This window comes from Sinorhizobium chiapasense (assembly GCF_036488675.1).
GTDB lineage: Bacteria > Pseudomonadota > Alphaproteobacteria > Rhizobiales > Rhizobiaceae > Sinorhizobium > Sinorhizobium chiapasense.
The window spans coordinates 223,805-248,380 of sequence record NZ_CP133150.1 but is presented as its reverse complement, the minus strand read 5'-3'; the positions used below and the strand labels follow the sequence as shown (position 1 = coordinate 248,380).

Annotated in this window: 20 protein-coding genes and 1 pseudogene; 4 read left to right on the top strand and 17 right to left on the bottom strand. The window is 57.5% G+C overall.

The features are described from left to right. Positions 1–95: 95 nt before the first annotated feature. From RB548_RS22655 to RB548_RS22620, 8 genes are all read right to left on the bottom strand, one after another. Entirely contained in the window at positions 96–1,646 is a 1,551-nt protein-coding gene (locus RB548_RS22655) for an ABC transporter substrate-binding protein (RefSeq protein WP_331375285.1), read from the bottom strand. 151 nt (positions 1,647–1,797) lie between these two features. Further along, on the bottom strand, positions 1,798–2,529 hold the full coding sequence (phnL, locus tag RB548_RS22650) for a phosphonate C-P lyase system protein PhnL (protein ID WP_331375284.1): 732 nt from the start codon (positions 2,527–2,529) through the stop codon (positions 1,798–1,800). Positions 2,530–2,545: 16 nt separating this feature from the next. Continuing rightward, positions 2,546–3,343 carry a phosphonate C-P lyase system protein PhnK gene (gene phnK, locus RB548_RS22645; protein ID WP_331375435.1) on the bottom strand — a complete coding sequence of 266 codons (798 nt, stop codon included), beginning with the start codon at positions 3,341–3,343 and terminating at the stop codon, positions 2,546–2,548. Between the two features lie 2 nt (positions 3,344–3,345). After that, positions 3,346–4,236, bottom strand: coding sequence for an alpha-D-ribose 1-methylphosphonate 5-phosphate C-P-lyase PhnJ (locus RB548_RS22640; RefSeq protein ID WP_331375283.1), 891 nt, complete (start codon positions 4,234–4,236; stop codon positions 3,346–3,348). Then, entirely contained in the window at positions 4,236–5,342 is a 1,107-nt protein-coding gene (locus tag RB548_RS22635) for a carbon-phosphorus lyase complex subunit PhnI (RefSeq protein ID WP_331375282.1), read from the bottom strand. The genes RB548_RS22640 and RB548_RS22635 overlap by 1 nt, the downstream gene beginning before the upstream one ends. Position 5,343: 1 nt before the next feature. Then, entirely contained in the window at positions 5,344–5,979 is a 636-nt protein-coding gene (gene phnH, locus RB548_RS22630) for a phosphonate C-P lyase system protein PhnH (protein WP_331375281.1), read from the bottom strand. Further along, complete coding sequence (gene phnG, locus RB548_RS22625; protein ID WP_331375434.1) at positions 5,976–6,440, bottom strand: phosphonate C-P lyase system protein PhnG; 465 nt, start codon at positions 6,438–6,440, stop codon at positions 5,976–5,978. The genes phnH and phnG overlap by 4 nt, the downstream gene beginning before the upstream one ends. A gap of 50 nt (positions 6,441–6,490) precedes the next feature. Then, positions 6,491–7,633 (bottom strand): alpha-D-ribose 1-methylphosphonate 5-triphosphate diphosphatase, encoded by a 1,143-nt coding sequence (locus RB548_RS22620; RefSeq protein ID WP_331375280.1) that lies wholly within the window; start codon positions 7,631–7,633, stop codon positions 6,491–6,493. 361 nt (positions 7,634–7,994) lie between these two features. Between RB548_RS22620 and phnF the strand changes: the two genes are divergently transcribed. Beyond that, positions 7,995–8,723 carry a phosphonate metabolism transcriptional regulator PhnF gene (phnF, locus tag RB548_RS22615; protein WP_331375279.1) on the top strand — a complete coding sequence of 243 codons (729 nt, stop codon included), beginning with the start codon at positions 7,995–7,997 and terminating at the stop codon, positions 8,721–8,723. Positions 8,724–8,861: 138 nt separating this feature from the next. Here phnF and RB548_RS22610 read toward each other — a convergent pair whose 3' ends face one another. The 6 genes and pseudogenes from RB548_RS22610 to RB548_RS22585 form a co-directional block, all read right to left on the bottom strand. Further along, complete coding sequence (locus RB548_RS22610; protein ID WP_331375278.1) at positions 8,862–9,734, bottom strand: ABC transporter permease; 873 nt, start codon at positions 9,732–9,734, stop codon at positions 8,862–8,864. Next, entirely contained in the window at positions 9,731–10,129 is a 399-nt protein-coding gene (locus RB548_RS22605; RefSeq protein ID WP_331375277.1) for an ABC transporter permease, read from the bottom strand. The genes RB548_RS22610 and RB548_RS22605 overlap by 4 nt, the downstream gene beginning before the upstream one ends. Before the next feature lie 8 nt (positions 10,130–10,137). Beyond that, positions 10,138–10,653, bottom strand: coding sequence for an ABC transporter permease (locus tag RB548_RS22600; RefSeq protein ID WP_331375276.1), 516 nt, complete (start codon positions 10,651–10,653; stop codon positions 10,138–10,140). Between the two features lie 12 nt (positions 10,654–10,665). Beyond that, positions 10,666–11,520, bottom strand: coding sequence for an endonuclease/exonuclease/phosphatase family protein (locus RB548_RS22595; protein WP_331375275.1), 855 nt, complete (start codon positions 11,518–11,520; stop codon positions 10,666–10,668). Beyond that, positions 11,520–11,864, bottom strand: a complete 345-nt coding sequence (locus RB548_RS22590) for an oligopeptide/dipeptide ABC transporter ATP-binding protein (protein ID WP_331375274.1) — start codon at positions 11,862–11,864, stop codon at positions 11,520–11,522. The genes RB548_RS22595 and RB548_RS22590 overlap by 1 nt, the downstream gene beginning before the upstream one ends. 70 nt (positions 11,865–11,934) lie before the next feature. Then, positions 11,935–12,393 (bottom strand): annotated as a pseudogene (locus RB548_RS22585) (ATP-binding cassette domain-containing protein); the annotation flags it as partial. Positions 12,394–13,086: 693 nt separating this feature from the next. On the opposite strand from RB548_RS22585, the gene RB548_RS22580 reads away from it, so the two are divergent. Further along, entirely contained in the window at positions 13,087–13,977 is an 891-nt protein-coding gene (locus RB548_RS22580) for a TauD/TfdA dioxygenase family protein (protein WP_331375273.1), read from the top strand. 513 nt (positions 13,978–14,490) lie between these two features. Here the strand turns inward: RB548_RS22580 and RB548_RS22575 are convergent. Genes RB548_RS22575 through RB548_RS22565 form a run of 3 tightly spaced genes read right to left on the bottom strand, consistent with a single transcriptional unit; the run spans position 14,491 to position 17,759 of the window. Further along, positions 14,491–15,534, bottom strand: a complete 1,044-nt coding sequence (locus RB548_RS22575) for a glutamate cyclase domain-containing protein (RefSeq protein WP_331375272.1) — start codon at positions 15,532–15,534, stop codon at positions 14,491–14,493. Positions 15,535–15,537: 3 nt separating this feature from the next. Continuing rightward, a complete protein-coding gene (locus tag RB548_RS22570) occupies positions 15,538–17,157 on the bottom strand; it encodes an asparagine synthetase B family protein (protein ID WP_331375271.1) in 1,620 nt (539 codons plus the stop codon). Beyond that, positions 17,154–17,759, bottom strand: a complete 606-nt coding sequence (locus RB548_RS22565) for a CDP-alcohol phosphatidyltransferase family protein (RefSeq protein ID WP_331375270.1) — start codon at positions 17,757–17,759, stop codon at positions 17,154–17,156. The genes RB548_RS22570 and RB548_RS22565 overlap by 4 nt, the downstream gene beginning before the upstream one ends. Positions 17,760–19,556: 1,797 nt before the next feature. On the opposite strand from RB548_RS22565, the gene RB548_RS22560 reads away from it, so the two are divergent. Together RB548_RS22560 and RB548_RS22555 are read left to right on the top strand one after the other, a co-directional pair. After that, positions 19,557–20,945, top strand: coding sequence for an LLM class flavin-dependent oxidoreductase (locus RB548_RS22560; RefSeq protein WP_331375269.1), 1,389 nt, complete (start codon positions 19,557–19,559; stop codon positions 20,943–20,945). Positions 20,946–21,961: 1,016 nt separating this feature from the next. After that, a complete protein-coding gene (locus tag RB548_RS22555; protein WP_331375268.1) occupies positions 21,962–24,556 on the top strand; it encodes an HAD family hydrolase in 2,595 nt (864 codons plus the stop codon). Positions 24,557–24,576 lie beyond the last annotated feature (20 nt).

Sequence of the window (24,576 nt, the reverse complement as noted above, 5' to 3'; positions counted from 1 at the left end):
AGCCTCAATCGACCTCGGAACACGGCGCATGGATTGAATGGATGGGCATCATGCGACCCAATCGACGCATGATGCCGCAGCAAGCATATGCTACCCTATGCGGGCATGTTGAACGGACCAAAGTCCATCATCGGAATGCGATACGGCGTCCAAGCGACATCCCGCCGCTTGCCGTAGAGCATCGGCGTTTCGTAGAGCACCGTGCCAGGCGGATCGATTTCGGCGAAGATTTCCAGCACGCGCTCGTGGAGCTTGCGGCGCTCAGTGCGGTCGGTCAGCGTTTGAAGTTTTTCGCCAATCGCGTCGAACTCCGTGCTGCTCCAGCTCTTGGCCTGGTAGCGAATAAAGCCGTTCGGCCCATAAGAGTGCCAGAGTGATCCCATCACGTCCGGATAGAGCGAGGAGACCGAACCGTCGAAGATAGCATGGTTCGGTTGAGCGAAGACCTGAGTCCAATTATCGCAAATCTTGAGCTGAACGTTGAGGCCGACTTCTTGCCACATCTGTTGCAGCGCCTGCGCCGTATCGAGTTGGCCGGCGTAGTAATTGTTAAGTGTTCGATATTCGATCGGGGCGCCGGTATAGCCCACTTCGGAAAGGAGCTTCCTTGCGGCATCGGGATCGTATGCCGGCATTGGAAAATTCTCAATGAACATGTCGCCATAGGCCTGCCACTGGAACCCTCGCGGAACGCCCACTAGCCCGGCAACCAGCTGTTCGGCAATGGCCTTTCGGTCGATCGAAAGGTTGAGCGCTCTGCGGAGACGGACGTCTTTAAGCGGTCCGCCGAGCGTGCCGTAGTTCACAACGCGGGTATTGTTGGTCCCCCCGCCAACGACGTCGAGGTTTTCATGTCCCTTGATCGTCGCGATCTGATCCGGGGTGACTTCGGTGATGATATGAACGTCCCCGGCCGCCAGCGCGTTGACACGGCTTGCGGCTTCCGGCATGACCTTGAAGGTCAGCGAAGAAAATGGCGGCTGGCCGCCCCAGTACTGATCGTGGGCGACAAGCCGGATGCGGTCGCCAGCACTGACTTCGGCAACGCGATAAGGGCCAGTACCGACCGGCGAAAGCGCCCATTTGTCCCAGTCACCAACCTTCTGGAACGCAGCCTTGCTGATGATCTGACTTGCCCAGTTGGACAGCCTGAATTCGAAAAGCGGATCGGGTTGTTTGGTAACAAAGCGGACGGTGTTGTCGTCGAGGGCGACGACCTTTTCCAGCCCGCTGAAAAACTGCCGGGAAACGCTTTGCCCCGGAAGTCCTTCTGTCAACATGCGTTCCGGCCCAAACGTGTAGGCTACGTCTTCAGTGGTCATGACCGACCCGTCGTGGAAGCGGACGCCTTTCCGAATGACGACGTCCCAGGTGCGGGGATCGATCTGATGCCAAGACTCCGCAAGTCCGGGAACCATGCGGTCGCCGTTACGGCGATCGATACGGATCAGCGTATCGTAGATGCCCGCTGTAACCCGGTGGGTGACGTTGGTACCGAGCCTGAGAGGATCGAGTTGTGGCGGATTATCCTGAACCGCAATGATCAAATCGGTTCGGGTCTGGGCGTGGACAATTTGCGGTGCGATAGTGCCAAGCAGTGGAACGGCACTCATTGCCTTCAGGTAGTTCCGGCGGCTGATGTTCATGGCGCGATTTCCTCGGTAGCCAAAATTGGTGGAAGCTCAGGCTTGCAACTTGTTTAGACATGTCTACATAAGAGCGTTCGCATGGTAGCGTGACAGATGAATGACAGACTGCAGAACTGACGAACGCGCTTTTGCTTTGCCGGCCGCGCTTTCATGCGCGGGTCGGCTCCGGTATCGAACGCGTTGTCGATTCCGACGAGCGAGGGGTAACTTCGAATAATCTGTCTGCGACCGCCTCGCGAACCTCGGCATCGTGGAAAATGCCGACGATTGCCGCGCCGCGCGTCTTGGCTTCATTGATCAGCGCGATTACGGTCTGCCGGTTGGCCCCGTCGAGCGACGCGGTCGGTTCGTCGAGCAGCAGGATCGGATAGTTGACGATGAAGCCCCGGGCGATGTTGACACGCTGTTGCTCGCCACCGGAGAAGGTGGCCGGTGCCAACGACCAGAGGCGCTCGGGAATGCGCAAACGGGTCAACAGGGTCTGGGCGAGCGCCTTGGCCTTTTCGGCCGGCAGGCCGTTGGCGATCGCCGGTTCCGCGACGACGTCAAGGGCACTGACGCGCGGGATGACGCGCAGGAACTGGCTGACATAGCCGATCGTCAAGCGGCGAATTTCAACCACTTCCCAAGGATCGACAACCAGGAGATCTACCATGTCGCCCTTGTGCTGGACGAGGATTTTGCCGGCGTCCGGCTTGTAATTGGCATAGAGCGAGCGCAGAAGCGTCGATTTGCCGGCGCCGGACGGCCCGTGCAGGCAGACACACTCGCCGGACTTCACCACAAGCTCGATGTTGTCGAATACATGCAGGACGATGCCGCCCTGGGTATGGAGCGTGAATGTCTTGGCGAGGCCCTGGGCGTGCAAACGAATGGTCATGGGATATCCTTTCGTCTCAAACCTGCAGGACCGAGGAAACGAGCAGTTGCGTGTAGGGATGATGGGGGTCATCGAGCACCTGGTCGGTCAGGCCCTGTTCGATGACGCGGCCGCGCTGCATGACCATCAACCGATCGGCGAGCAGGCGCACGACGGCAAGATCGTGAGTGACGATGATGGCGGCGACGCCAAGCTCGCGCACCAACCCGCGCAAGAGGTCGAGCAGACGTGCCTGCACCGAGACATCGAGGCCGCCGGTCGGTTCGTCCATGAAGACGAGCCGCGGTCGGGTGACGAGATTGCGGGCGATCTGCAGGCGTTGCTGCATGCCCCCGGAGAAGGTGCGTGGTTGGTCGTCGGTGCGGGCAAGGTCGATCTCGACCTTCTTCAGCCAGTCCTGCGCCTCTGCGCGGATGTTGCCGTAGTGGCGGGCGCCGATCGCCATCGGCCGCTCGCCGATATTGCCGCCGGCACTCACATCCATGCGCAAGCCGTCGCGCGGGTTCTGGTGGACGATGCCCCAATCGGTACGGGCCAACCGGCGCCGCTCGGGCTCGGAGAGCGTCAGAATGTCGACGGGACCGCGACCCTGCATGTCATAGGTGATCGTGCCGGCATCCGGCGCCAGCTGGCCGGAGAGGCAGGCGAGCAGCGTCGATTTTCCCGACCCGCTTTCGCCGACAATGCCGAGTACTTCCCCGGGCCGGATCGTGAAGGAAATATCGCGGCAGCCGATCTGGCCGCCATAGGATTTGCAAAGCCCGGAGACTTCGAGAAGCGGCGGTTTCGGAGCCAGCTTTTGGATCGCATTCATGGTCATGACTGCCCTCCGGCGACCTTCGTTTGTGCCGGGGCCTCAGCCTGACGGGTGTTGCAGAAATCGGTGTCGGAGCAGACGAACATGCGCGACCCCTTGTCGTCGGTGATCACCTCATCGAGGTAGCTCACTGTCGAACCGCAGAGCGAGCAGCAGCCTTGCCAGGTCTGGACTTCGAATGGATGATCGTCAAAGTCGAGATTGTGCACTGAGGTGTATGGCGGCACGGCATAGATGCGCTTTTCTCGGCCGGCACCCCAAAACTGAATACCGGGGTTGTTTGCCATCTTGGGATTATCAAACTTCGGGATCGGCGATGGTGATATGAGAAACCGGCCATTGATCATCGCCGGATAGTCATAAGTCTTGGCGATGCGACCAAAACGGGCGATGTCCTCATAGAGCGTTACCTGCATGGCGCCGTACTCGGCATAGGCATGCATTTTGCGAGTTTCGCTCTCGCGCGGGATCAGCTTGCGCAAAGGTTCAGGTTCGGGAACCTGATAGACAAGTATCTGACCTTCCGTAAGCGGTGCCTCCGGTACTCGGTGGCGGGTCTGGATTATGGTTGCTTCCTCGGTGGATTCGGTGACGGCGATGTCGGCGACCGTCTGGAAAAAGCGGCGGATGGAAACGGCGTTGGTGGTGTCGTCCGCGCCCTGGTCAATCACCTTCAGGCGGTCATCCGGGCCGAGGACACTTGCCGTAATCTGAATCCCCCCTGTGCCCCACCCAGAGGCGAGCGGCATCTCACGACCGCCGAACGGGACCTGATATCCGGGGATTGAGAGGGCTTTGAGCAGCGTCCGACGGATCATCCGCTTGGTCTGCTCGTCGAGATAGGCGAAGTTATAGCCGTCGTCGCCGTAGTTTGTGGTCATGTCGCTCATCACTCAGCCGCCTCCTTGCTCTGTGCAGCCGCGCGGGCAGCCTCGTATTCTGTCTGCAATTGCCGCACGAGCTGCAGTTCCGCCTGAAAGTCGACGTAGTGCGGCAGCTTGTAGTGCGTTACGAGCCCGTTTGCCTCGACGTTGTCCGTATGAGAGAGGACGAACTCCTCATCCTGGGCGGGGTGACGTACGTCTTCGCCGAGTTCGCGGGATCGCATCGCCCGATCAACCAGCGACATGGACATGGCCTTGCGTTCATTATGGCCAAAGGTCAGACCGTAGCCGCGCGTAAATTGCGGCGGCTGCTCCGCGCTTCCTCGGAAGCTGTTGATCATCTGGCACTCGGTGACGGTGACGTCCGCGACCGCGATGGGGAACCCGAGCTCTTCGGGAACGATTTCGACAGTCACCTCTCCGAGCCTGAGTTCGCCGACGAAGGGATGGTTGTAGCCGTAACCGCGGGTGGTCGAGTAGGCGAGACCGAGCAGAAAGCCCTCATCGGCGCGCGCGAGATTTTGCAGGCGTTGATCGCGGCCCGCCGGAAAGCTCATTGGCTGGCGGGTCAGATCGAAGACCTCGTCCTGGCCGTCATCCCTCTCGTCCTGGATCACGCCTTCATTACCGAGAAAGTCTACGACGCGCGGCACGAGCTGGTCGAGCGGTTCGGCGGCCGGCGCCGCCTGCACCCGCTCAATACCGTCCGCGGCAAGTGCGAAGTCGAGTAGACGATGCGTATAGTCGTAAGTCGGGCCAAGCACCTGCCCGCCGGGAAGATCCTTGAACGTCGCCGAGATGCGCCGGCGGATCGTCATTCTCGATGTGTCGATCGGTTCCGACATGGCGATGCGCGGCAGTGTGGTGCGATAGGCACGAAGGAGGAAGATCGCCTCCATTGCATCACCCTGCGCCTGCTTCAATGCCAGCGCGGCGAGCTGGCGGTCGTAAACAGAGCCCTCCGCCATCACCCGATCGACGGCGAGCCCGAACTGCTCGCTGATCTGGGTCAGCGTCAGTTCAGCGATCGCAGGATCGCCTCGACGCGTCTCAGAGATCAGCTTGTGGGTATTGAGGATGGCTTGCTCGCCACCTTTGACGGCAACATACATTTTAAGCCTCCACTTTGATGGTACGTGGCAGACCGACCACGGCGTTGCCGGATGTGAAAATCACGTCGATGCCGCGCGGATAGAGTTCGCTGTTCAGATCCCAGTCCTCCCAGAACCGGAACGGCAGTCCCGCAATACCGACCTTAATGCTTCCGTTGATGCCTGGACCGGTCCAGGTCGTTGTCGGCCCATCGGTCAAGGAAGGGACCTGAATGATGAGCGTCGTCGAACGGTCGGGATATTCGACGTCGCCTGGATTGAGTTCGCGGAGGCGCGGCAGGTTCGCCGGATCGGAGACGATGGCAAAGCGAGCTTCTGCGGCAGTCTCGGTCAGCGGCAGGCTGCAATGAAAACGAAGCCACGCGGTCGCCTCGCCGGATGCCGCCCGCCGGTCGAGCCAAGCCGGCGTCTCAAAATCCATCAATGTCAGACAGAGGGCCGCGGTTGCCGATGAGAAGGGCTGCGGCGCCGCCAGGTTGCGATCGAGCGGGATGACGCGGCCTGGATAGGACGTCGCAACCAATGCGGCGCGAAACACCGCCTGGGCGTCGAAGATCGGATCGGCGAAACCGGGCTTCAGCGAAGCGCCGGCGGGGGAAATGGCACGCACGGATGGTGCTGAGGATTGTATCGTCACGCCGGGTCCTCCCCGCGAACCATGGTGAAGAAATCGACTTTGGTGGACGCGGCCTTGCGGCTCTTCTCGACCCGCCGCGCTTCCGCTTTTTGGCGCAGCGGCTCGACGACCTTTGCCATGATCTCGTCATGGCGGACCTGCTGCTGCAGTAGCGCATCAATAATCGCCGCCAGTTCCGCCTGGCGCTTGTCGCGTCCCTGCACGTAACCGTGCCCGACCGTACCGTCATCGAGCTGGACCGAGGCGCGGGTCACAGTCATCTCGCCGAGGTTGAACACATTGCCCGTCCCACCGGCGCGACCTCGAACCATCACCAGGCCGACATGCGGAGTCCGCAGCCATCCAAACGTCGCGCCGCTCACCACCTCGGTGGCCAAGGCTTCAAGCTCACTGCCGACACTGCGGGACAAAACACCGAGCCAGTCGCAACGCTGCGCGACGGCAGCCGGTTCGGCTTGCATCTCCGTTTTCGAACTCATCATTCTTGTTCCTTTTTTCGCTCGTACGCCCGTTAGAGATATTGTCGACCGGCGACCCAGATGTTGCGGATCACCGGCACGCCCTCGACGAGGCGCACACGGATGAGGTCGGCGCGCAGGCCAGGAGCAATGCGGCCGCGATCGGTAAAGCCAAGCAAGTCGGCGGGGTTCTTCGTCACCATCGCGACCGCTTCCGGAAGATCGAAGCCTTTGGCCGCCAGCGCGAACGCCGCATGCAGCAGACTTCCCGGCACGTAGTCGGAGGTCAGCACGTCGAGCAGCCCCTTGTCGGCGAGCTCCATCGCACTGACATTGCCGGAATGCGAACCGCCGAGGATGATGTTCGGCGAACCCATGACGATCTTCATGCCGAGTCCGCGGGCGCGGCTCGCCGCCTCGATCGTCGTCGGAAACTCGCTGATTGTGATGCCGTCCGCGTGCGATTGATCGACGTCCGCCGCAGTCGTGTCGTCGTGACTGGCAATGCGGATATTGCGCTCGCGGCACAGCTGTCCGATCGTCGAGCGGCCCGACGGGACATATTGCTGCTGGTGCTCGCGGCGTTCGGTGATATAGAGCGCGAATTCGTCCTCCGTCCAGACGCGAGCGTTCTTCTTGCGGCGGAACTCGCGATAGAGCGTCAGATTCTGCCACTGCCGCTGGCCGGGCGTGTGATCCATCATGCTGATGAGCCGCAGGCCAGGATTGTCGACGTGCCGCTCAACGAGCGTCAGCATGGCCGAATCGGAGAGTTCGCAGCGAAAGTGAAAATAATGATCGGCCTTGAGGAGACCGGCGGCGCGCGCCTCAGTCATTCCGTCGATCGCCTCGTTCAGCATGGCGGTGCGGGCGCCGCCGCTGTCGTAGTCGCCGAGCGACAGCGCATCGAGCACCGTCGTGATGCCAGCTCCGAGCAGTTCCCAATCGTGTGCAAGCACCGCGGCGAGCGGTGCGGGCCATTGGACACCCGGCCGTGGGTGCATGAACTTTTCAACATTATCCGTGTGCAGGTCGATCAGGCCGGGCAGCAGGAAGTCGCCCTCGCAATCGAGCACACTGATCCGGCCCGTTGTTGCTGCGCCGATCGACGACACCATTGTGTCCTCAATTTCCAGGCCACCTTCGACAACTCGATCTTCCTGGACGATCCGTGCATTGCTGAGTTGCAGGTTCATTGGCGGTCGCCCTCCATTTGCTGGACGATTACAAACGGCTCTGGCTTGCTGCCCAGCGGCAGCAGAATTGTTACGCGGGCTTCATCTATGGCGGCTGGATCTGTTGGTGACAGTGTAGCGGCGCGAAACAACGGCTCGCCCAGCTGTCCTTGGGTCGATGTTTCAACCTTCGATCCGTTAGGTTGCGGACGGATAGCCTCGGAGGGGACGGCTGGGCTCGGCATAGTTACCATGATACGAAATCCATAGTTGTCGAAGGCGCGCGAACGGGCTAGAATTCACAACATGTTTAGACATGTGTACATGAAGGTGCATGTCGCACAGTTTCATGACAGTGAGATGACAATTCGAAAGAGACACGATGTTGAATGAGACGAGCCACGAGTTGATGAACGACCTGCCGCGGTGGAGGCAGATCGAACTGATGATCTTGAAGGAAATCGATGCCGGCGCGTTCAGGGTTGGGGAAAAGCTACCGGGCGAAAATATCCTTGCACCCCATTTTGGAGTCACCAGGACAACGGTCCGAAGGGCATTGGCAGAGCTACAGAATAAAGGCGTGCTGCGTATCGAGCGTGGCCGGGGCGCCTTCGTGGAGCGTCGCATTCAGTACGGACTTGGCGCCGAGTCTTCCTTCATGGCCAACCTTCGCGATGCGAGTTTGGTGCCCGCAGCAGAGATTCTTGCGAAATTTGAGGTGTCTGCATCGACGGACATCGCAAATCGGCTGCAGATTCCGGTAGGTGAGCCCGTTCTCGTCTTCGATACGGTTGGTAAGGCAAGCGGCCTGACGATCTCAGTTTCACGGCATCATTTGCCTTCGCGACTTTTTCCAGGCGCACTCGAGCGGATCTCCAGCTTTTCCTGCATCACTGAAGTCTATCGGCTCTTCGGATATGAAAATACACGACGCGCTCATTGTCACATAGAAGCGCGTTTGCCTTCGTCTGAAGAGGCCCGACGGCTTCAACAGCCAAGAACCGAACCCATCCTCGAAGTCCAAAGTCTGAAAACGATCGACCAGACGCCGATCGACTACAGCGTCGCGCGTTTTTCGGCCGCTCGCGTTTCTGTATATTTCGATAATTGAAGCCACTACCTCTGATCACCGCAAGTTCAGTGAGACGAAATGCGATTTTCAGGAGCCTGAACGTGAGGCTGCAATGCGTGTCTATTTGGCAACGTCTGCTGGGCCGGCGACTTGAAGCATGACCTGCTTTCGATCCGCTCAGCGTAGTTTTGTGTCCATCACGTCTCGGAGCCAGTCGCCAAGAAGGCTGATCGACAGCGTGGTGAGCACAATTACCGCACCAGGGACGGCGGCCATCCACCAAGCCAGCATGAGATAGTTGCGACTTTCGTTAATCAGCAGGCCGAGCGAGGTCAGCGGCGGTTGGACGCCGAGGCCGAGGAAGCTCATACCTGTCTCCAGCAGGATGACCTCCGGGAAATTCAGCGTCATCTGTACGACGAGGGCGCTGACGATGTTGGGAAGGATATGCCTGATATAGATGCGGGACGAGCCGGCCCCGAGCACTCTTAGCGCAGCGGCATAACCGACCGTCTCGGCATCGAGGACGAGGCCGCGTGCCAGGCGAGCATAGCGTCCCCAGCCGGCAAGTCCGACGATGACCGCCAGCAGCCAGAACCCCTTGCCGAAGAATGCGACGATCGTGATCGCGAAGATGATGAAGGGCAGTGATGCCTGGATGTCGACCAGCATCATGATCGTCTCTTCCCACCAGCCGCGCAGCCGGGCGGCGAGCATGCCCATCGCTACGCCAATGAAGGTGCTGATCAGCGTTCCTGAAAGCGCGATGATGATCGAATAGCGAATGCCGTAGAGGGTGCGACTGAATACGTCGCGCCCCAGATTGTCGCTACCGAAGAGAAAGGGATTGTCATGGCCGAGGATCGCGGGCGGGCGCAGGCGTAGCATCGGCTGCTGGTCTGCATAGCCGTAAGGCGCAACCAGCGGTGCAGCGATCGACAAGAGGATGATGAGCGCGATCCAGGCGAGCGCCAACAGGATCGTCAGGAGAATGGCTTCGCGGTGCACACGTTTGCGGGTGCGGACTTGGCCGAGATCAAGAGTGCTCACGAAGACCTCCTGTATATCTTCGGGTTGAGGAGGCCATAGGCGATGTCGACGCTGAGATTGGCGAGCGTCATCGTGGTGGCGAAGAGCATGACGAGCGCCTGTACCACAGCGAGGTCGCGCAGGCCGACGACTTCGACGAGCAGGCGACCGATGCCCGGCCAGCCAAAGACCTGCTCGACAATAATCGAACCGCCGATCAGCCCGCCGAGTGAAAAACCGATGATGGTGATGATCGGGATCGCGGCATTCGGCAGGACGTGGTTGACGATTGCCTCATAACGCGTTTCGCCCGCAGCCATCGCCGCACGCACATAGGGCTGCTGGAGCACGTCGAGGACTGCCGAGCGCGTGAAGCGAGCGATGACCGCCGCACCCGCAAATCCAAGCGTCGTCATAGGCAAGATCAGATGCGCGGTGTTGCACTTCCGGAACTCGGCAGCCACCGCAAGGCAACGGCAAAGATGAAAATCAGCGTCACGCCGAGAACGAAGTTCGGCAGGCTATAGCCCATCGAACAGAAGAGCATCATGATCCGGTCGAGCGGCCGGCCACGGTTAAGGGCGGCGATAACGCCGCCCGGGATGCCAATGAGGAGCACGAGCAGAAAGGCCGTGCCGGTCAGGGTCAACGTCGCGCCGACCCTTTCCGCGACGACTTCCACCGCCTGGCGTCCGGTAGCGAGCGATTGGCCAAAGTCGCCCTGCACCAGGTTGGAGACATAAAGCAGATATTGCCGCCATATCGGCTGGTCGAGGCCCCATTTCTTGTTGAACAGCGCGATGATGTCCGCGGTTGCGTTGTCCGGCAGCAGCTCCAGAGCCGGATCGCCCGTGAGCCGAAGCACGATGAAGGTGAAGGTCATGATGGCCCACAGCGTGATGATCGCTCTGAGCGCCTTGATGATGGCGAAGCGGGCCATTTCCGTCACCCTTCAGCCAAAGGTGACGGCAAGTGGCTGGTGATCGGAGGCATCGGCAGTTAGCACTTCGGCAGACTTCACCCTGTCCTTCAGGCCCGGCGTAACCAGCATGTAGTCGACGCGCCAGCCCGTCTTGGCCATCCAGTCCGTGTAGAACGTCGGACCGCTATCCTCGGCATGCCCGGCAGCTGTCCAAGCATCCACAAAGCAGTCCGGTTGTATAAGGCGGCCGTATTGAGGGCTCGTCGGTCCCACCAAAACGGGATAGACCGGTCCGTCTGGTGTCAGGTTGAGGTCGCCCATCAGGATCGCCTCGGATGGCACGGACGGCGGCAGCTCCTCCAGCCAAGAGATATCCCGATGATCGCCGCCCGAGACCGGCCCTTCGACGACTGCGCGGCGGTGAACGTCGAGGGTGATGCGGGCATGCTCCATCCGCTCTTCATCGCACAGGTGGGAGAAGTGGCTGGTATAGACACGAAGCAGACCGATTGGCGTGTCTATCGTTGCTTCAGTCAGGCCGCGCTGGATGGAATGGCCGTTGGCCGGTCCCAGTTTGGGAAACAGGAAGGTGCGCGTGGTGATGATCGGCCAGCGCGACAGAATGGCATTGCCGAACTGACGTCGCACCTCGCGTCCTTCCAGGCTCTTATGGATATCGACTGTGGCGCCGAAGACGGCGTGATATCCACCGAGACGATCAGTGATTCGCTGGACCTGATGAATATTGCCGGAGCGCTCCCAATAGGCCTCCACCTCCTGCAGGCCGATGATGTCGGCGCTGATCAGCGCGTCGGCGGTGCGGTCGATGTCGTAACGGCCGTCGCGGCCTTTGCCGTACTGGATGTTGTAGGTGATGACGTGCATCAGGAAAGCCTCGCAGGTTCGGGAACGGTTTGCGACTTGGATGAAATAGGGCTGGCAGCGAAATGGCAGGCGGCCGTGCGGCCCGGTGCCACCGTCGCGAGCGCAGGGCGCTCTCGCGGGCAAAGATCATCCGCCGATGGGCAGCGCGGATGGAAAGGACAGCCATCGGGAATGGCGGCCGGATTGGGAGGCTCGCCGCGCAACCTTGCAGGACGGGACTTTGGATGTGCGCCGCCGTGCGAGAGCCGCGGGACGGAAGCAACCAGCGCGCGGGTATAGGGATGCGCTGGCGCGGCCAGCACCTCTGCGGTCGGACCGCTCTCGACGATCCGGCCGAGATACATTGCCGCAACGCGGTCGGCGATATGCCGGACGGGCGATGACGACGCGTTGTCGCTGACCGCCGCAAAGCTGGTGCGGAAAGCGGTCGGCAAGGTCCCGACCAAACCCGACATCCGACATCAGCCGGTCGAGCGAAGCCTCCTGCTGCCGGCGAAGGTGGTCGCCGTGAATGGCAAACGGCTCGACGATTTGCAGACCGACCGCCATACGCGGGTTGAGCGCCGTCAGTGTATTCTGAAAGACGAGTTGCATGCGGGCGCGCAGACGCCGGCGTTCGCGATCCCTCGCGGCGGCGAGATCCTGGCCGTCGAACACGACGCGTCCGGCATTCGGCCGCTCGATGCCGAGCAGGAGGCGTCCGAGCGTGCTCTTGCCGCAGCCGCTCTCGCCGACCAGGGCGACGGTCTCGCCGCGGGCGATCGCAAGATCGATGCCGATGACGGCTGCGATTCGGTGATGTTTCGCAACCAGCCCGCCGACATGATACGAGCAGCCGAGATCGACGGTTTCAATGAGCGGCGAGAGGGGCATGGTTCTGCTCCGTTTGCGCCAGGGTCTTCGGCTGGGACCGCGAAAGCCCCGCCTCGTCGAGAATATGGCAGGCGGCGTGCAGCCGTTCGGCGTAGCCGCCATGAGGCAATACCCGTAGCCGTCAACATGAATCATGTTTAGACATGTGTACATGGCGGTGTGTTGCACAGTTCCGTGACATCGAAATGACAGATCGAGAGGGACACGTGGAGATGTGTCGATTTCAGAAGACGACTTCAGTAAAGATCAAAATAGGGATTTCAGTAGAGTTGGTTATCTTAGGTCCGGATGCCCAATAGGGGCTCTCTATCGACGAATTCACTCTTGATATGTGAGGATTGGATCGTTGACCAGAGAACGGAAGCAAAGAGGCCACTTCCTTAGAGCGCCAACCAAGGGAATCGCTGTGTTCGTCGATGAGCCGAACCACGCAGTAGCCTGAAGGCGCGTACGCGACAAATACAGGCGTCAGCGTAATCGCATCACGAGCCGCTTCATAGAACTGCTCGCAAATTTCGGCTGAGTAGAGTGCTTCCAGCTTCAGTCCTGTCTCTTCTTCGGTTTCGCGTAATGTCTCTTTCGAACTGTCATCTCACTGTCACGGAACTGTGCAACACACCGTCATGTACACATGTCTAAACATGTCGTATGAGCGTGGATTATCAATCTTGAGCGCGTACAGGAGATCTTATCATGAACACGAGTCCCGAAAAGATGCTCGGGAGTAAGACGAGTGCACCGATGACCGCACTCGAAGGCAGCATCACCATTGTGCCGACCGGCGGGCCTCTTGGGGCAGAAGTGCGTGGCGTCGACCTCTCGGTCCCTCTCTCAGAACACATCGTATCCCAGTTGCGTAAAGCCTGGCTCGAGCACCTGCTTCTCGTTTTTCGAGGGCAGAAGCTCACCGATGAGCAGCTCGTCGCACTAGCACGGTGCTTCGGCGAACCGCACATCGTGCCACAATTCGATTACGACCGCACGGGCCTGCTGCCCGAGATCCATGTCGTCTCCAACGTCGTCGTGGAAGGGAAGGCCATCGGGCGGGGCGGGGCGGGCGAAGCGGTTTGGCACACCGATATGTCGGTCTTCGAATATCCGGCATCGGCCACTGTTATCTACGGAGAAGAGATCCCACCAGTCGAGGCCGGCGGCAACACCCGATTTTCCAATATGTATACCGCCTATGACACCTTGCCCCAGGCCTTAAGAGACAAGGCGGAGGGGCTGCGAGCCAAGCATGGCGATAGTGGCGTCAAATTTGACAACAACACGAATTCAACCGATCCGAGTGCAATTCACCCGGTCGTACGCACGCATCCGGAGACGGGGCGCAAGGCGCTCTTCTTGGGAAGCCGCGGCACTACCCACATCCAAGATCTCGGCGAGGAAGAAGCCTACCTTTTACAAGAGCAACTCTGGGAACACGCAACGAAACCCGAGTTCATCTTGGAGCACGAGTGGAGACCGCACGACGTGATTATTTGGGACAATCGCTGCCTCAGTCACGCTCGAAGCGCCTTCGATTCCGGTGCGCGCCGCGTCCTACGGCGGTTGACCGTTAAGGGCGAGAAGCCGGTCTAATCGCTAACATTAGCCATTTAGAGATGGATTGTGTCGATCCGCCACAAAATGGCTAGATGGTACCCACAGCGATGATTACAATCCTGCTGTCGAATGCGAGATGTGTGGGAGGGGGCTCCCCTCGCGGCACCAAAGTGAAGCGGCGGGCAGCGCCCGCCGCCGAGCACGCGGCCCCGCGGTAATCCGCACCCGCAAAGAAGTTGTCGATTTCAGAAGACGCTTTCAGACGTTACCAAAAGACCTTTTTGGTAGGTCAAGCAGCCTGCTTTTTGGTTCTGGCGCGCTTCGACGTGCAGTACCGGACCCGAAATACCAAGCGCTCCAGTCCTACCCTCGAGACACCGTCTGAGTGGACGGCAATAGTCGAAACACGCTCTTATGCCCGGGCGGCCTTTTAGGCGGTGGATCTCGGCCGGGCCGCCCGTGCACGCCCCAAAATGGTCACACGACGACACACGAATGCTGCCGCAACCAGTGCAGTTGCTGTTGCGACCATCTCCATTGAGGCGTTGCCTATGGATTGCTGTTTATTGCGGCCGCGGCGCAGTATCCCTTGGCGAGCCGGCCCATAAGATCTGCTATCCACGCATGGTAAGGTCTCTCAACCGTATCGACGCCGAACGATGGATCAGCGGTTCCGCTGAATGGATCTATCGCTCCATGGGCCAACGTTGCTGCGATCCCAGCTTCATCCAAACTACCGGGAAAAGCCGCTGTCGGCGTAGCGGACAATCCTGCAAGCGCGGCACACAGTGCAAAGGCTGCGTTATTAGCAGAGCTTCCCACGAGAAGGTTAGCGAAGTCGTTTCTCATGGGTGGATGCTTAACGCGAGCATCGTGAAGACGGCTGGTTCCAGCCTCATTGGGATTGTCGACACACGAACCACAAATCAGGCCCTTGGCCATGGCCTGATCGAATAAAGAATGCGTGAGCGCTATTCCTGGTTCTACAAGATGACCGGTCGCATGATACGCCTTGCCCTCAGCCGAAAAACCGTAGTGCTCAATCGCTATGACCGCTTTCGGCTCGAGATCTTGCAAAAGTTTGGCAAAATAATCCGACAGATCGCGATCAATATCTAACCCTACGACCGCAACGCCAAAGAGCCTTTCCTGCCCCTTTACAAGCCTTCTGAACGCGTCAAAATCGATGATCGTGGCACCTGCAGATCTAAATGCTGCTGCAACTTGTGCAGCCAAAGGCGCGGGAGCCATCGCAAGGGATAATGCGCCGATCGTCAAGTGAAGAGCACGCGCAATGGCCGCTGCCCCGATCGGCCCATCGGCCTCGCCGATCGAAATGTCAATCATTGATCTAACCGGCCACCCGGTTACAAGGATGGCGACATCGTTCGGGGCAATTGATTTCAAGAGAAGCTGTGCAAAAGCGGTTGAACTCGCTTCCCGTGACATGTTCCGCTCGCGCGAGTACAGATACGAGGGACGCCCAGTCAGGTTTAAGTCCAGCGTCATCAGCTTATCCAGCTCAAGTCCAAACCGCTGGACAAGCTGCTCTGGAGAAGGTTGTAGACCAAGGTAGGAAAAGTAGCTGGTCACGGTTCATCTCCGGTCGATATCGATTGTTATGTCGAATGTCACCAGCTCAAGTTGGTGACTACCATCGAGGTAGATGCTCGCCCACGTCGCAAGCGAGACTAGGTTCCAAGCAGTTTTGAAACTCTCTTCGGTAAGTTCGGCAGTACCAGAGGGAAGCATGACAATCCGTTCGAGCACTTCGAGGGAATGCTTCGAAAGAATCGAATTCGAGCGGATCCAATCAACCCTTTCGGCCAGCCAAGACCACATGTCGTTGTCGTAGCGGAGGTGCTGAATCCGCTTGGGGCGCATGGTGATTTCGTCGGGTAGGATTTGCCGCGCCGCCTCGCGAAAGATTATCTTGTTGTTCGCATGGCTGAGTTTCTGAAAGTCAGGGATCTCAAGCGCCAAGTCTGTCAGAATTCGTTCCGCGTACGGCATCCTAAAGGAGAGACCGTGCCTACCAGCCAAGAGCTCCTGCGCCGCAAGGCGCTCGTCGCGACCAGTGAGGTCCTTGCAAAGCCGCCGATGGATTGCGCCATCTGTTGCAAGCAAAGGCTGATGATACGGCATACCGGCAAACAAAGTGTCAGCAGCATTGCCAGAAAAAATGATGTCAACAAAATTTCGAGCCGTCTGGTGCAAGGCATAGAGGCATGGGAATTCATCATATCCACCAGGATTATCGACGGCGATAATAGTGTCCTTCAGCAGTGTTGTGAGCGCGTCGGGTTGAACGATGATTTCATGGTGATGTGTTCCAAGAAGACTCGCCGTCGCACTCGCGCCGATGATCTCCGGATCGTCGTGACCGTAGCCAACGGTGAATGTGTGAACCTCAGTATCGCCTCGAATTCGCCTTAGGGTCGCCGCAATTACAGCGGAGTCGACGCCGCTACTAAGCATCACCCCATATCTCGGCGCAAAATCGTTCGCATGCCAACCGATCGTCTCTCGAACCGCGCTATTAACTTGAGCAACTGAGACCGATTTGAACGGGGGGCGTCTATCGCACAGACCTTCGCGCAGATGGATTCTCTCAACATTTCCATTCTGCCATATGAGGAGGGATCCCGGCAGCACCATAGAAACCTGTCGCAGAAAGGTTCGCCCGGCCGGCGCCCATCCGTCATGGACGAAGCGGCGGGCAGCATCATGATCAAGGCTACGGTTAACCCATGGCAGGGACAACAGTGCCTTATATTCCGTTGAGAAAGCAAAATTGTCATTCGACGCGACCCATGAAAGACTTTGCGCGCCGAAAGCGTCACGAACAAGGATCAGCCGGTGATAATTTCGGGAGTAGACTGCAATTGCATAGTGACCGCATAGAACTCGGAAGAAATCGAGGCCAAGCCTGACGTATTCGGTCCGGATGCCTTCAGCCGAAAGATAACGTGGCATTCTGGTCTCTTCATCAACGACAAATGGAAAACCCGAATAAACGACGGCGATGTCGTCATCGACAGCAATAGGCGCGATCTGAGCGGAGTGGCGAGCGCCAAAAGAGAAAGTCGGTCGCTCCTCCATGGCCACGTTACAGCCGCGGTGTTGCAACACGGCCCCCATCTCCCTGGTGCCGTGTGTGTTGGCGCCGACAATCCCCCACAGGGCCGCAATTGGAGAAAGAGCAATGCTTGTCATGCAAGTGCTCCGGCAACGAGCGACGCGGAGGCCGCTACACTGAAGACAAGGATAGCAACGTACATGAGCTTCCCGGGAGCCGGGATTTGGATTGATGAGACGTGGAACACAGACATGACAAGGAAGAGGATATTTAGAATGGTGTTGAACTGACCACCAAGTGCAGATTTTATTAGAAATAATACTGCAAGCAAGGGAACGTCATAAGAGAGGGGGAGGCCAGTAAATTTATTGTCTTCGGATAGACCAAAATTGCTAAAATAGCTGAGCCTTATAGCGCCTGCCAGCAATAGTGCTGTCCCAGTAAGCAGCGAAAGCAGAGACGCATTGCTTGCGGTAATGATACACACAACAGGGAACACGGCTCCATAGATGATATCCGCGAAACCGTCTAGGCTCTTGCCCATTTTTGCCTTCTCAGGAGGTCGATTGACAATGCGGATTGCAACCGCGCCGTCGAGATGGTCAGCCAGCATGGCCCAGAGTGCCACGGCAACGGCGACCTCCGTGCGGCCCGCCAACGCGAGGTAAACCGCGAAAGAAGAAAAGAAAATACCAGCCGCCGTGATGGCGTTTGCTGGATCCAATAGGTGCCGAAGCATAGCTCTCTCCATGATCGTTAGCGAGCCGCTACAAGTGTGTTGTTGCACAGGAGTTCTCCGGAAATGTCCCCAAGACGAAGATCGTCTTCGCTGTCGATTTCGCACCATTGCAGATCGCAGCCGCGCAGCGGTATCTTGGCTTGAGCCATCGTAGACCGGAACAGCACGTGCTTCCGCGCATCAGAATGCTCCCATCATGCTGTCTCACCTCCACTGACACTACCCAGCAGACACGCCTGCCATGGCTGCCGCATAGGGCGTGTTCTGCACGAGCCGCTTAGCGGGTGCCACTACCGTCCACCGCGCGAAAATCGTCGAAGCAAGTTGCATGCCGGATTGGGGCACCGGTTGTCTTGCACCACTTATCCATTCCCGCAGCCCGGACCTGCCGGCCGGTTTTGTCGGGCTTCCAACATTCTCGTTCAGCTTCGAACGCAAGAGGCTCGGTCCGTACATTGCTGGTGAAAACGGCCACCTGAACCGATTTACTTCGCCGCGCCCTCGATGGTTTTTCGCCCAGTTCCCCCCGAAGCTCCCGTGACAATGGCCGACGCCATGCCGGTCCAAATCGACCGGGATGCGCGCTTCACCATCTGCTGCCATTTCGTGCAATCGCTGGGGGTGGGACCTCCTTCCTTGTTCTCTTCCCGGCATGCCTCCGGCGGCCGTCACCGACAGCGCAGGCCGCTGATCCAAGATGAGAAGAGTTCGTCGGCGAAGGGAGACAAACGCACCGGCATTCGCACTGGTGCTACTCCCCGCACCATGCGAATGCCGCGTCGCATATCGAAATCCGGCTCCCAGTCTTCGACCGGTTCGTCCATGTCTGCTCAAGGCCGACTTTCGACCGCCTCGACAGCGCGGCCGTTGATCATGTGGAAAATGTTGGCTTCTTTGAATCGGGCACGTCCACCGGCCCAGCCTTGCGATTTCCGAAGCCATGCATTTGGATCACAGGCAAGATTGCTTCCAAACGCGTCGGTGTAATCCGTATCCACTAAAAATCCCGATCGCTCGAACAATTGCAGGCGATCAAATCCACGGCTGAAGTTCCCAAATAAGCCTTGTATACAAAGCCGGATCAAAGGCGCTCGCACCTAATCTAAACCGGAACTCCGACATACTGTCGGGTTTTGTCGACTCCATGATACCGTGGTGTTGGGCGGCTGCCTGCTGCACTCTATTTAAGCCATTGAATTGTTTGCAGAACATTTTCTGCGGCTCCTTCTGCGGAGTTGGCACGAGTTTTGAAGTTCCTTCGTCGCGAGGCGGCAGAAACCTGCCCACCGATATTCTTGTCGCGAGTGGTATGGCGATCGCTGGAGAGAAGGAAGGAAAGCAAAATGTCAGGTCGGCGCGAGATTCGCATTCTAAAGGATGGGCATCACCCGTGCGGTCGGAATGCTGAATCCGTATAATCGGCGACGACACTCACAATCGCTCACCTGCAACCAGCGGCCGTCATCGGCCTGGACGTTGAGCGTTAAGGCGATTGCGAGCGGCGGCTGACACGTCATCCCGAAGGCTACATGTCGGTTTATCGGAACGTGAACCGATCTCGTGATTGGCCAGGCGGCGCCGAGAAGCAAATCATCCCAAATCATTGTGCTGTTTGGTTTGGTAGCAATTGTTGTTGTGCCTGACTGACCCGGAAATGTCAGAGCGGGTTGTTTGGTGAAATGAACCATCAGGTTCCGCATGCGGCAGAGACCCCAATGAATGACGCAACATATCTGGCCCCAATCACCGCTGAGCCGCCGCCTATCACGTGGAGCAGAGCCTTTGAAGGAGAGAGCTATGTCTGCAGACCAAATGGTACTAGGTGCTTTTCTGCGTCCGGGTGGCCATCACGAGGCTGGATGGCGCCACATGAACGCGCATTCGGATGCGGGCGCTAATATCGAACGGTATAAATCCTATACGGCAAAAGCGGAGGCGTCCGCGTTGCATTTTGTATTCATAGCTGACACTGCCGGTGTTCGTGAATCAACGGTCGAAGCGATGTCGCGTTCCGGCCGAATTGTCGGGTTCGAGCCTACCACCTTGCTGGCAGCCTTGGCCATGACCACCAAGAACATTGGTTTAGTCGCTACAGCATCGACCACATTCAATCAGCCTTATCATCTTGCGCGCGTATTTGCATCGATCGACCACCTGAGCCGCGGTCGCGTCGGCTGGAACATCGTTACCTCGGCAAATCCGTTTGAAGCGCAAAACTTCAACCTACAAGCGCTTCCTCCCCACGAGGAACGATACCAACGTGCAGCCGAATTCTTGGAGGTCGTTGAAGGATTGTGGGATAGTTGGGCGGACGATGCATTTATTATGGAGCGTGAATCCGGGCTATATTTCGACCCGCAGAAAATGAACTTCTTGAACCACAGTGGGAAATATTTTGCAGCTCGCGGACCTCTGAATATATCCCGTTCGCCACAAGGATATCCCGTCCTTGCACAGGCAGGTAGCTCGCCGACGGGTGCCAGGTTCGCAGGGCAATATGGCGAACTGATCTTTACGGCGCAGCAAAGCATCGAGGACGCGAAGGCGTTTTATAAATCGGTCAAGGCGTTCTCAAGGGACTTCGGTCGATCTGATGCGGACCTTGTTGTGATGCCTGGGATCGTTCCACTCGTGGCACCGACTGCAGAAGAAGCTGAGGAAAAACTGCGTACGCTTCAATCGCTAATCCACGAAGACATTGCTCTTGAACTGGCTAAGCGACTCCTCGGTTACGTATTCGATGTCGATAAACATTCGCTCGACGATCCGGTTCCCGATGACTTAGGTGAAACAAACAACATGCAGAGTCGTCAGAAACTGCTGATCGATACTGCGAAGGAGAGGCATTTCACGATTCGGCAACTCACAGCTCTCCTCAGCATTGGAAGAGGACATTTGGTTTGCGTTGGCTCGACCGCAGAAATTGTCGACCAAATGGAACGCTTTTTTACGGAGGGCGCCGCAGATGGGTTTATTATAATGCCTCCTGTGTTCCCCGACGGTTTGGATGATTTTTTTCAACTTGTTGTTCCCGAGCTTCGGCGGAGAAATTTGTTTCGCTCTGAATATAGTGGAGCTACGCTCCGTGAAAATCTTGGGTTAACGCGACCCGAGAACAAGCGGACGAACCAAATGGGAAATGATCCTGTTGTGCCCGCAGTAGGCTTCGTCGATCGTGATGGATGAAGCGGGACCGCTCTGGAGCTGTACCAATCGGGTTCCGCCGACCAGGCGACCAGGACGCGTTTTAGATTGTTCTACTTTGGTCAACGTGACCTGGAAGAAGGATGATGTCGTGAAGCGTGGCTGAGTTCGCTACTCGCAGCTCTTGGTAGAGGGGCTGCTGTCCCTGTTGCGGTAATCGTGCTCACCACACTATCGATCAGACTCCTTGGCGACTGGCTCCGGGACGTGATGGACACAAAACTACGCTGAACGGATCGAAATCAGGGTCCTGCTTCAACTCGTCGGCGCCGCAGACGTTGCCGAATAGCCGCGCATTGCACGTTCGGGCTCCTGCAAATTGCAGCCTCGACTGGCATTGAGGTTTTTATTGAAGCTCCGTCTCACTGAACCTTGCGGTGATCAGAGGTAGTGCCTCGCGCAGGTTAGTCATAAAGAAAGATTCGGCGCCAAGTCCGTATTGTACGCGACGCTCCACGAACGCTCCCCGCCCATGCTCGAGTTGGCCGGCGTAGTAATTGAAAGGGTTCGATATTCAAGCGGTTTGGCACACCGATATGTCGATCTTCGAATATCCGCCATCGGGTAGTGTGGTTCCTGGTTTTTTTCGGCTCGCCATCACAAGGCGCTTCCTCTGGTCTTTGTCGGGCTGGAAATGGCGCTCGAGGTCGTTCTTCGCTGGTCGCCAAGCTCAGGATTTGGCAGATCGCCACCCGAAGACCGGCTGTTGGCGACAGCCCCAGTTGCCCGCCACCCAGAAGATCGCCGAGGCCTCTTGTTGACGCGGAAGTACGGCACGCCAATTGCAATCCCGTCAAAGGATCGGCGATCGGCCGCCATGAAATTGAGGAGGCATTTTGCGCGGTCATGCTTGCGTCGCCGCAAGGGTCGATCCGATCCTCATTCACGCGCGACCCGTCGTGGGCGCAGTTCGTTGAGACAACGTCGCCAAATGCGGGCTGGCCCAGACGGCATCGTACTCGCGGCAATGGCGACGTCCATCTGTAAGCGGGGTAACTATGCAGCACATACTGGATCGCTTGGCCGCCAAGATACAGCAAACTGATATTGATCAACGGCCTTCCCAAACTGTCTATATGGAAGATGTGCTTGATCCCGACGCATATAGCGAGATTTTGCGGGGTCTGCCCCGAGACGGGCGGGGAGCCGAAAACTCGTTGGATCTAACCAATCCAACCAAAAGAACCACCCAGCGGCTAAAACCGGAGCACCGTCCGTCCCGGAGCGACATGCGCGATGGGCAGCATAAGGCGCAAATAAAAGCCAACGATATGGCGCATATTTTGGATAACTTTGGGCATTCCGTGAAGGTACTTTCACTAGACTGCTTCGATACGTTGCTGTGGCGCAAGACCGCGGCACCTAGAGACGTTTTTGCCTTGCTGGCCGATAATCCTACTGCCCGACGGCTAGGGATAACTCCCTATCAGCGCATCAGTGCTGCTGCGCGTGCCTATCGGGCAAAGCTCTTAGAGACCGGATCTAGGCAGATCGATATCCGTGATATTTATCGATCGTTTACATCGCTTTCTGATGAGGCGCAGGCGCAACTGGCCGAGGCGGAAATCCAGGCCGAAATGAATGTTTGCTTCGCATTCTCTCCGTGCGTGGACCTGATAAGGCAGGCGTACACGCGTGGCATTAAAATTATCGTCGTGAGCGATACCTATCTGCGGGAAGGTGACTTAAGGCGCCTTTTGACGCGACATTTACCCGCAGACGTAATGCAGGCAATTAGCAAGATTTATTGTTCTGTCGATTACGGCACGGCGAAAAGCGCTGCTCTTTTTCCGATCGTAATCAAAGAGTGTGGGGTGCCTTCATCCCAAATACTTCATATCGGAGATAATGACGCATCAGATGTACAAGCACCGCGCGAGTTAGGCATGCATGCTCTGCATTTCCTGCAGTTTAATCGTGACGTTGCAAACTTCTTGCGCCTACAGCATGCGGCATCGTCCTTGATTGTAATGGGGCAGGCGGCACCGGAAACCATGGCACTGCCGCGCTATAGCCCGTTTCGGCCAGTGTTTTCTGTAGCAGACCTGCAGCCCTACGCGCCGGAGACAATGATTGGCTACATGTCGTTTGGTCCGGTTCTATACGCCTATGCCCAATTTCTTATGGACGAGGTCGAAGCGCTACAACAGCGTGGCAAGCGAGTAAAGGTCTTCTTTCTATTGCGTGACGCTTATCTTCTTGCAGCTGCATGTGAAGCGTATGCGCGTCGGCCCGTGGGAAAGCCGGTACGAATCCGCAAATTCGTTGCGATCGCTGCCTCTTTCAAAACCCGCGCTGACGTCGATTACTACATCAGCGGAATCAAACCAAAGTATTACAGTTTTCATGCAATTGCCGAACAGCTGTTGCTCCCACCTGAACTGACTGAATTGTTGATACGGATCGCTCATCGCTCTTCTGATCCACAGACGTCGTTCCATGAGCTGCTGCACGATGACGATATTTTGGAGTTGATATTCAAGCACTCAGCTGCTTTGCGCGTCCGCTTGAAGCGCTATATGTCAAAGGAATTGGAGTTAGAGGAAGGTGATACAATTATTTTGGCAGATACAGGCTATATCGGCCAAACGCAGCAATATTTGATCCGCACCTTCAAAGAAGAATTGAAAATCGACATCTTGGGACGCTATGTAGTCGCCTCTGACGAGCCCCACCGTCCGGCGAACATTAAAGCACTTATTACGACGCCCTGGTGTGATCACGATTTATTTGAGCAAAGCTGCACCTTCAAGGAAGGAGCGGTTATTGACTATGATTCGGAAGGAGAGCCAATTTTTGAAGAGATCAAACTGAGTGACAGGCAATACGAAAAAGTCGCCAATGTCCAGGCTGAATGCTTGCGATTTATCCGTGATGCAAGCACGTTTTTTGGCGAGGCTGGCGTGAAGCACGACCATTCTGTCTTGCAGCGCGCCGCGCACGCAGCCTTATTCCGTCACGTCTACATGCCTATCGAAGCAGAGCTGGAATATTTTAAAGACTTCCAGCATGACAAGTTGATGGGACCAGATCGAAGAAAGACGATTTATAGTTTAGAAACTGCTTTTAAGAATGTGAAGGGCCTGCCGTCGCCTTACCGGCTTGGTGCATATGAGACGCGCGTCTTGGGCCTTGATTTTACGTTCAGCGCTCTAATGCAGCGGGGGTTCCAATTGGACCTGGTGTCAGACGATATGGATATACGTTTCACGCCTCTGAAAATCTGCGTAGGGAAGGAACAAGAGTCGAGAGGTTTCGTGCTTAGAGCACAGCATCTGCACGATGGCTATTTCTTCGTGATGCTCCCATATGTAAGCGGCGTCAGCGTGAAAATGTTGTTGGGAGAGCACTACGAATGGCTGCAAATCGAGAAGGTACAATTATTGAACCATGCAGGAAGCGTGCGTAGTGATGTGTCAAACGCGCTCGACCTGAAGGAAATTGATCGGACGGGCGAGATTTATCGGTGCCAGTCAGAGGCAAGCATCGCGACAATTCGACCTGTTGATCTGCCACAGTTCCCAACGCCTCACTTCTATAATATTGTTTTTCGTCCACTGGTTTTGAGGGCGCACCGCGCTTTGTTGGCCTGAGCGGGCCGAAGCTGTAATTT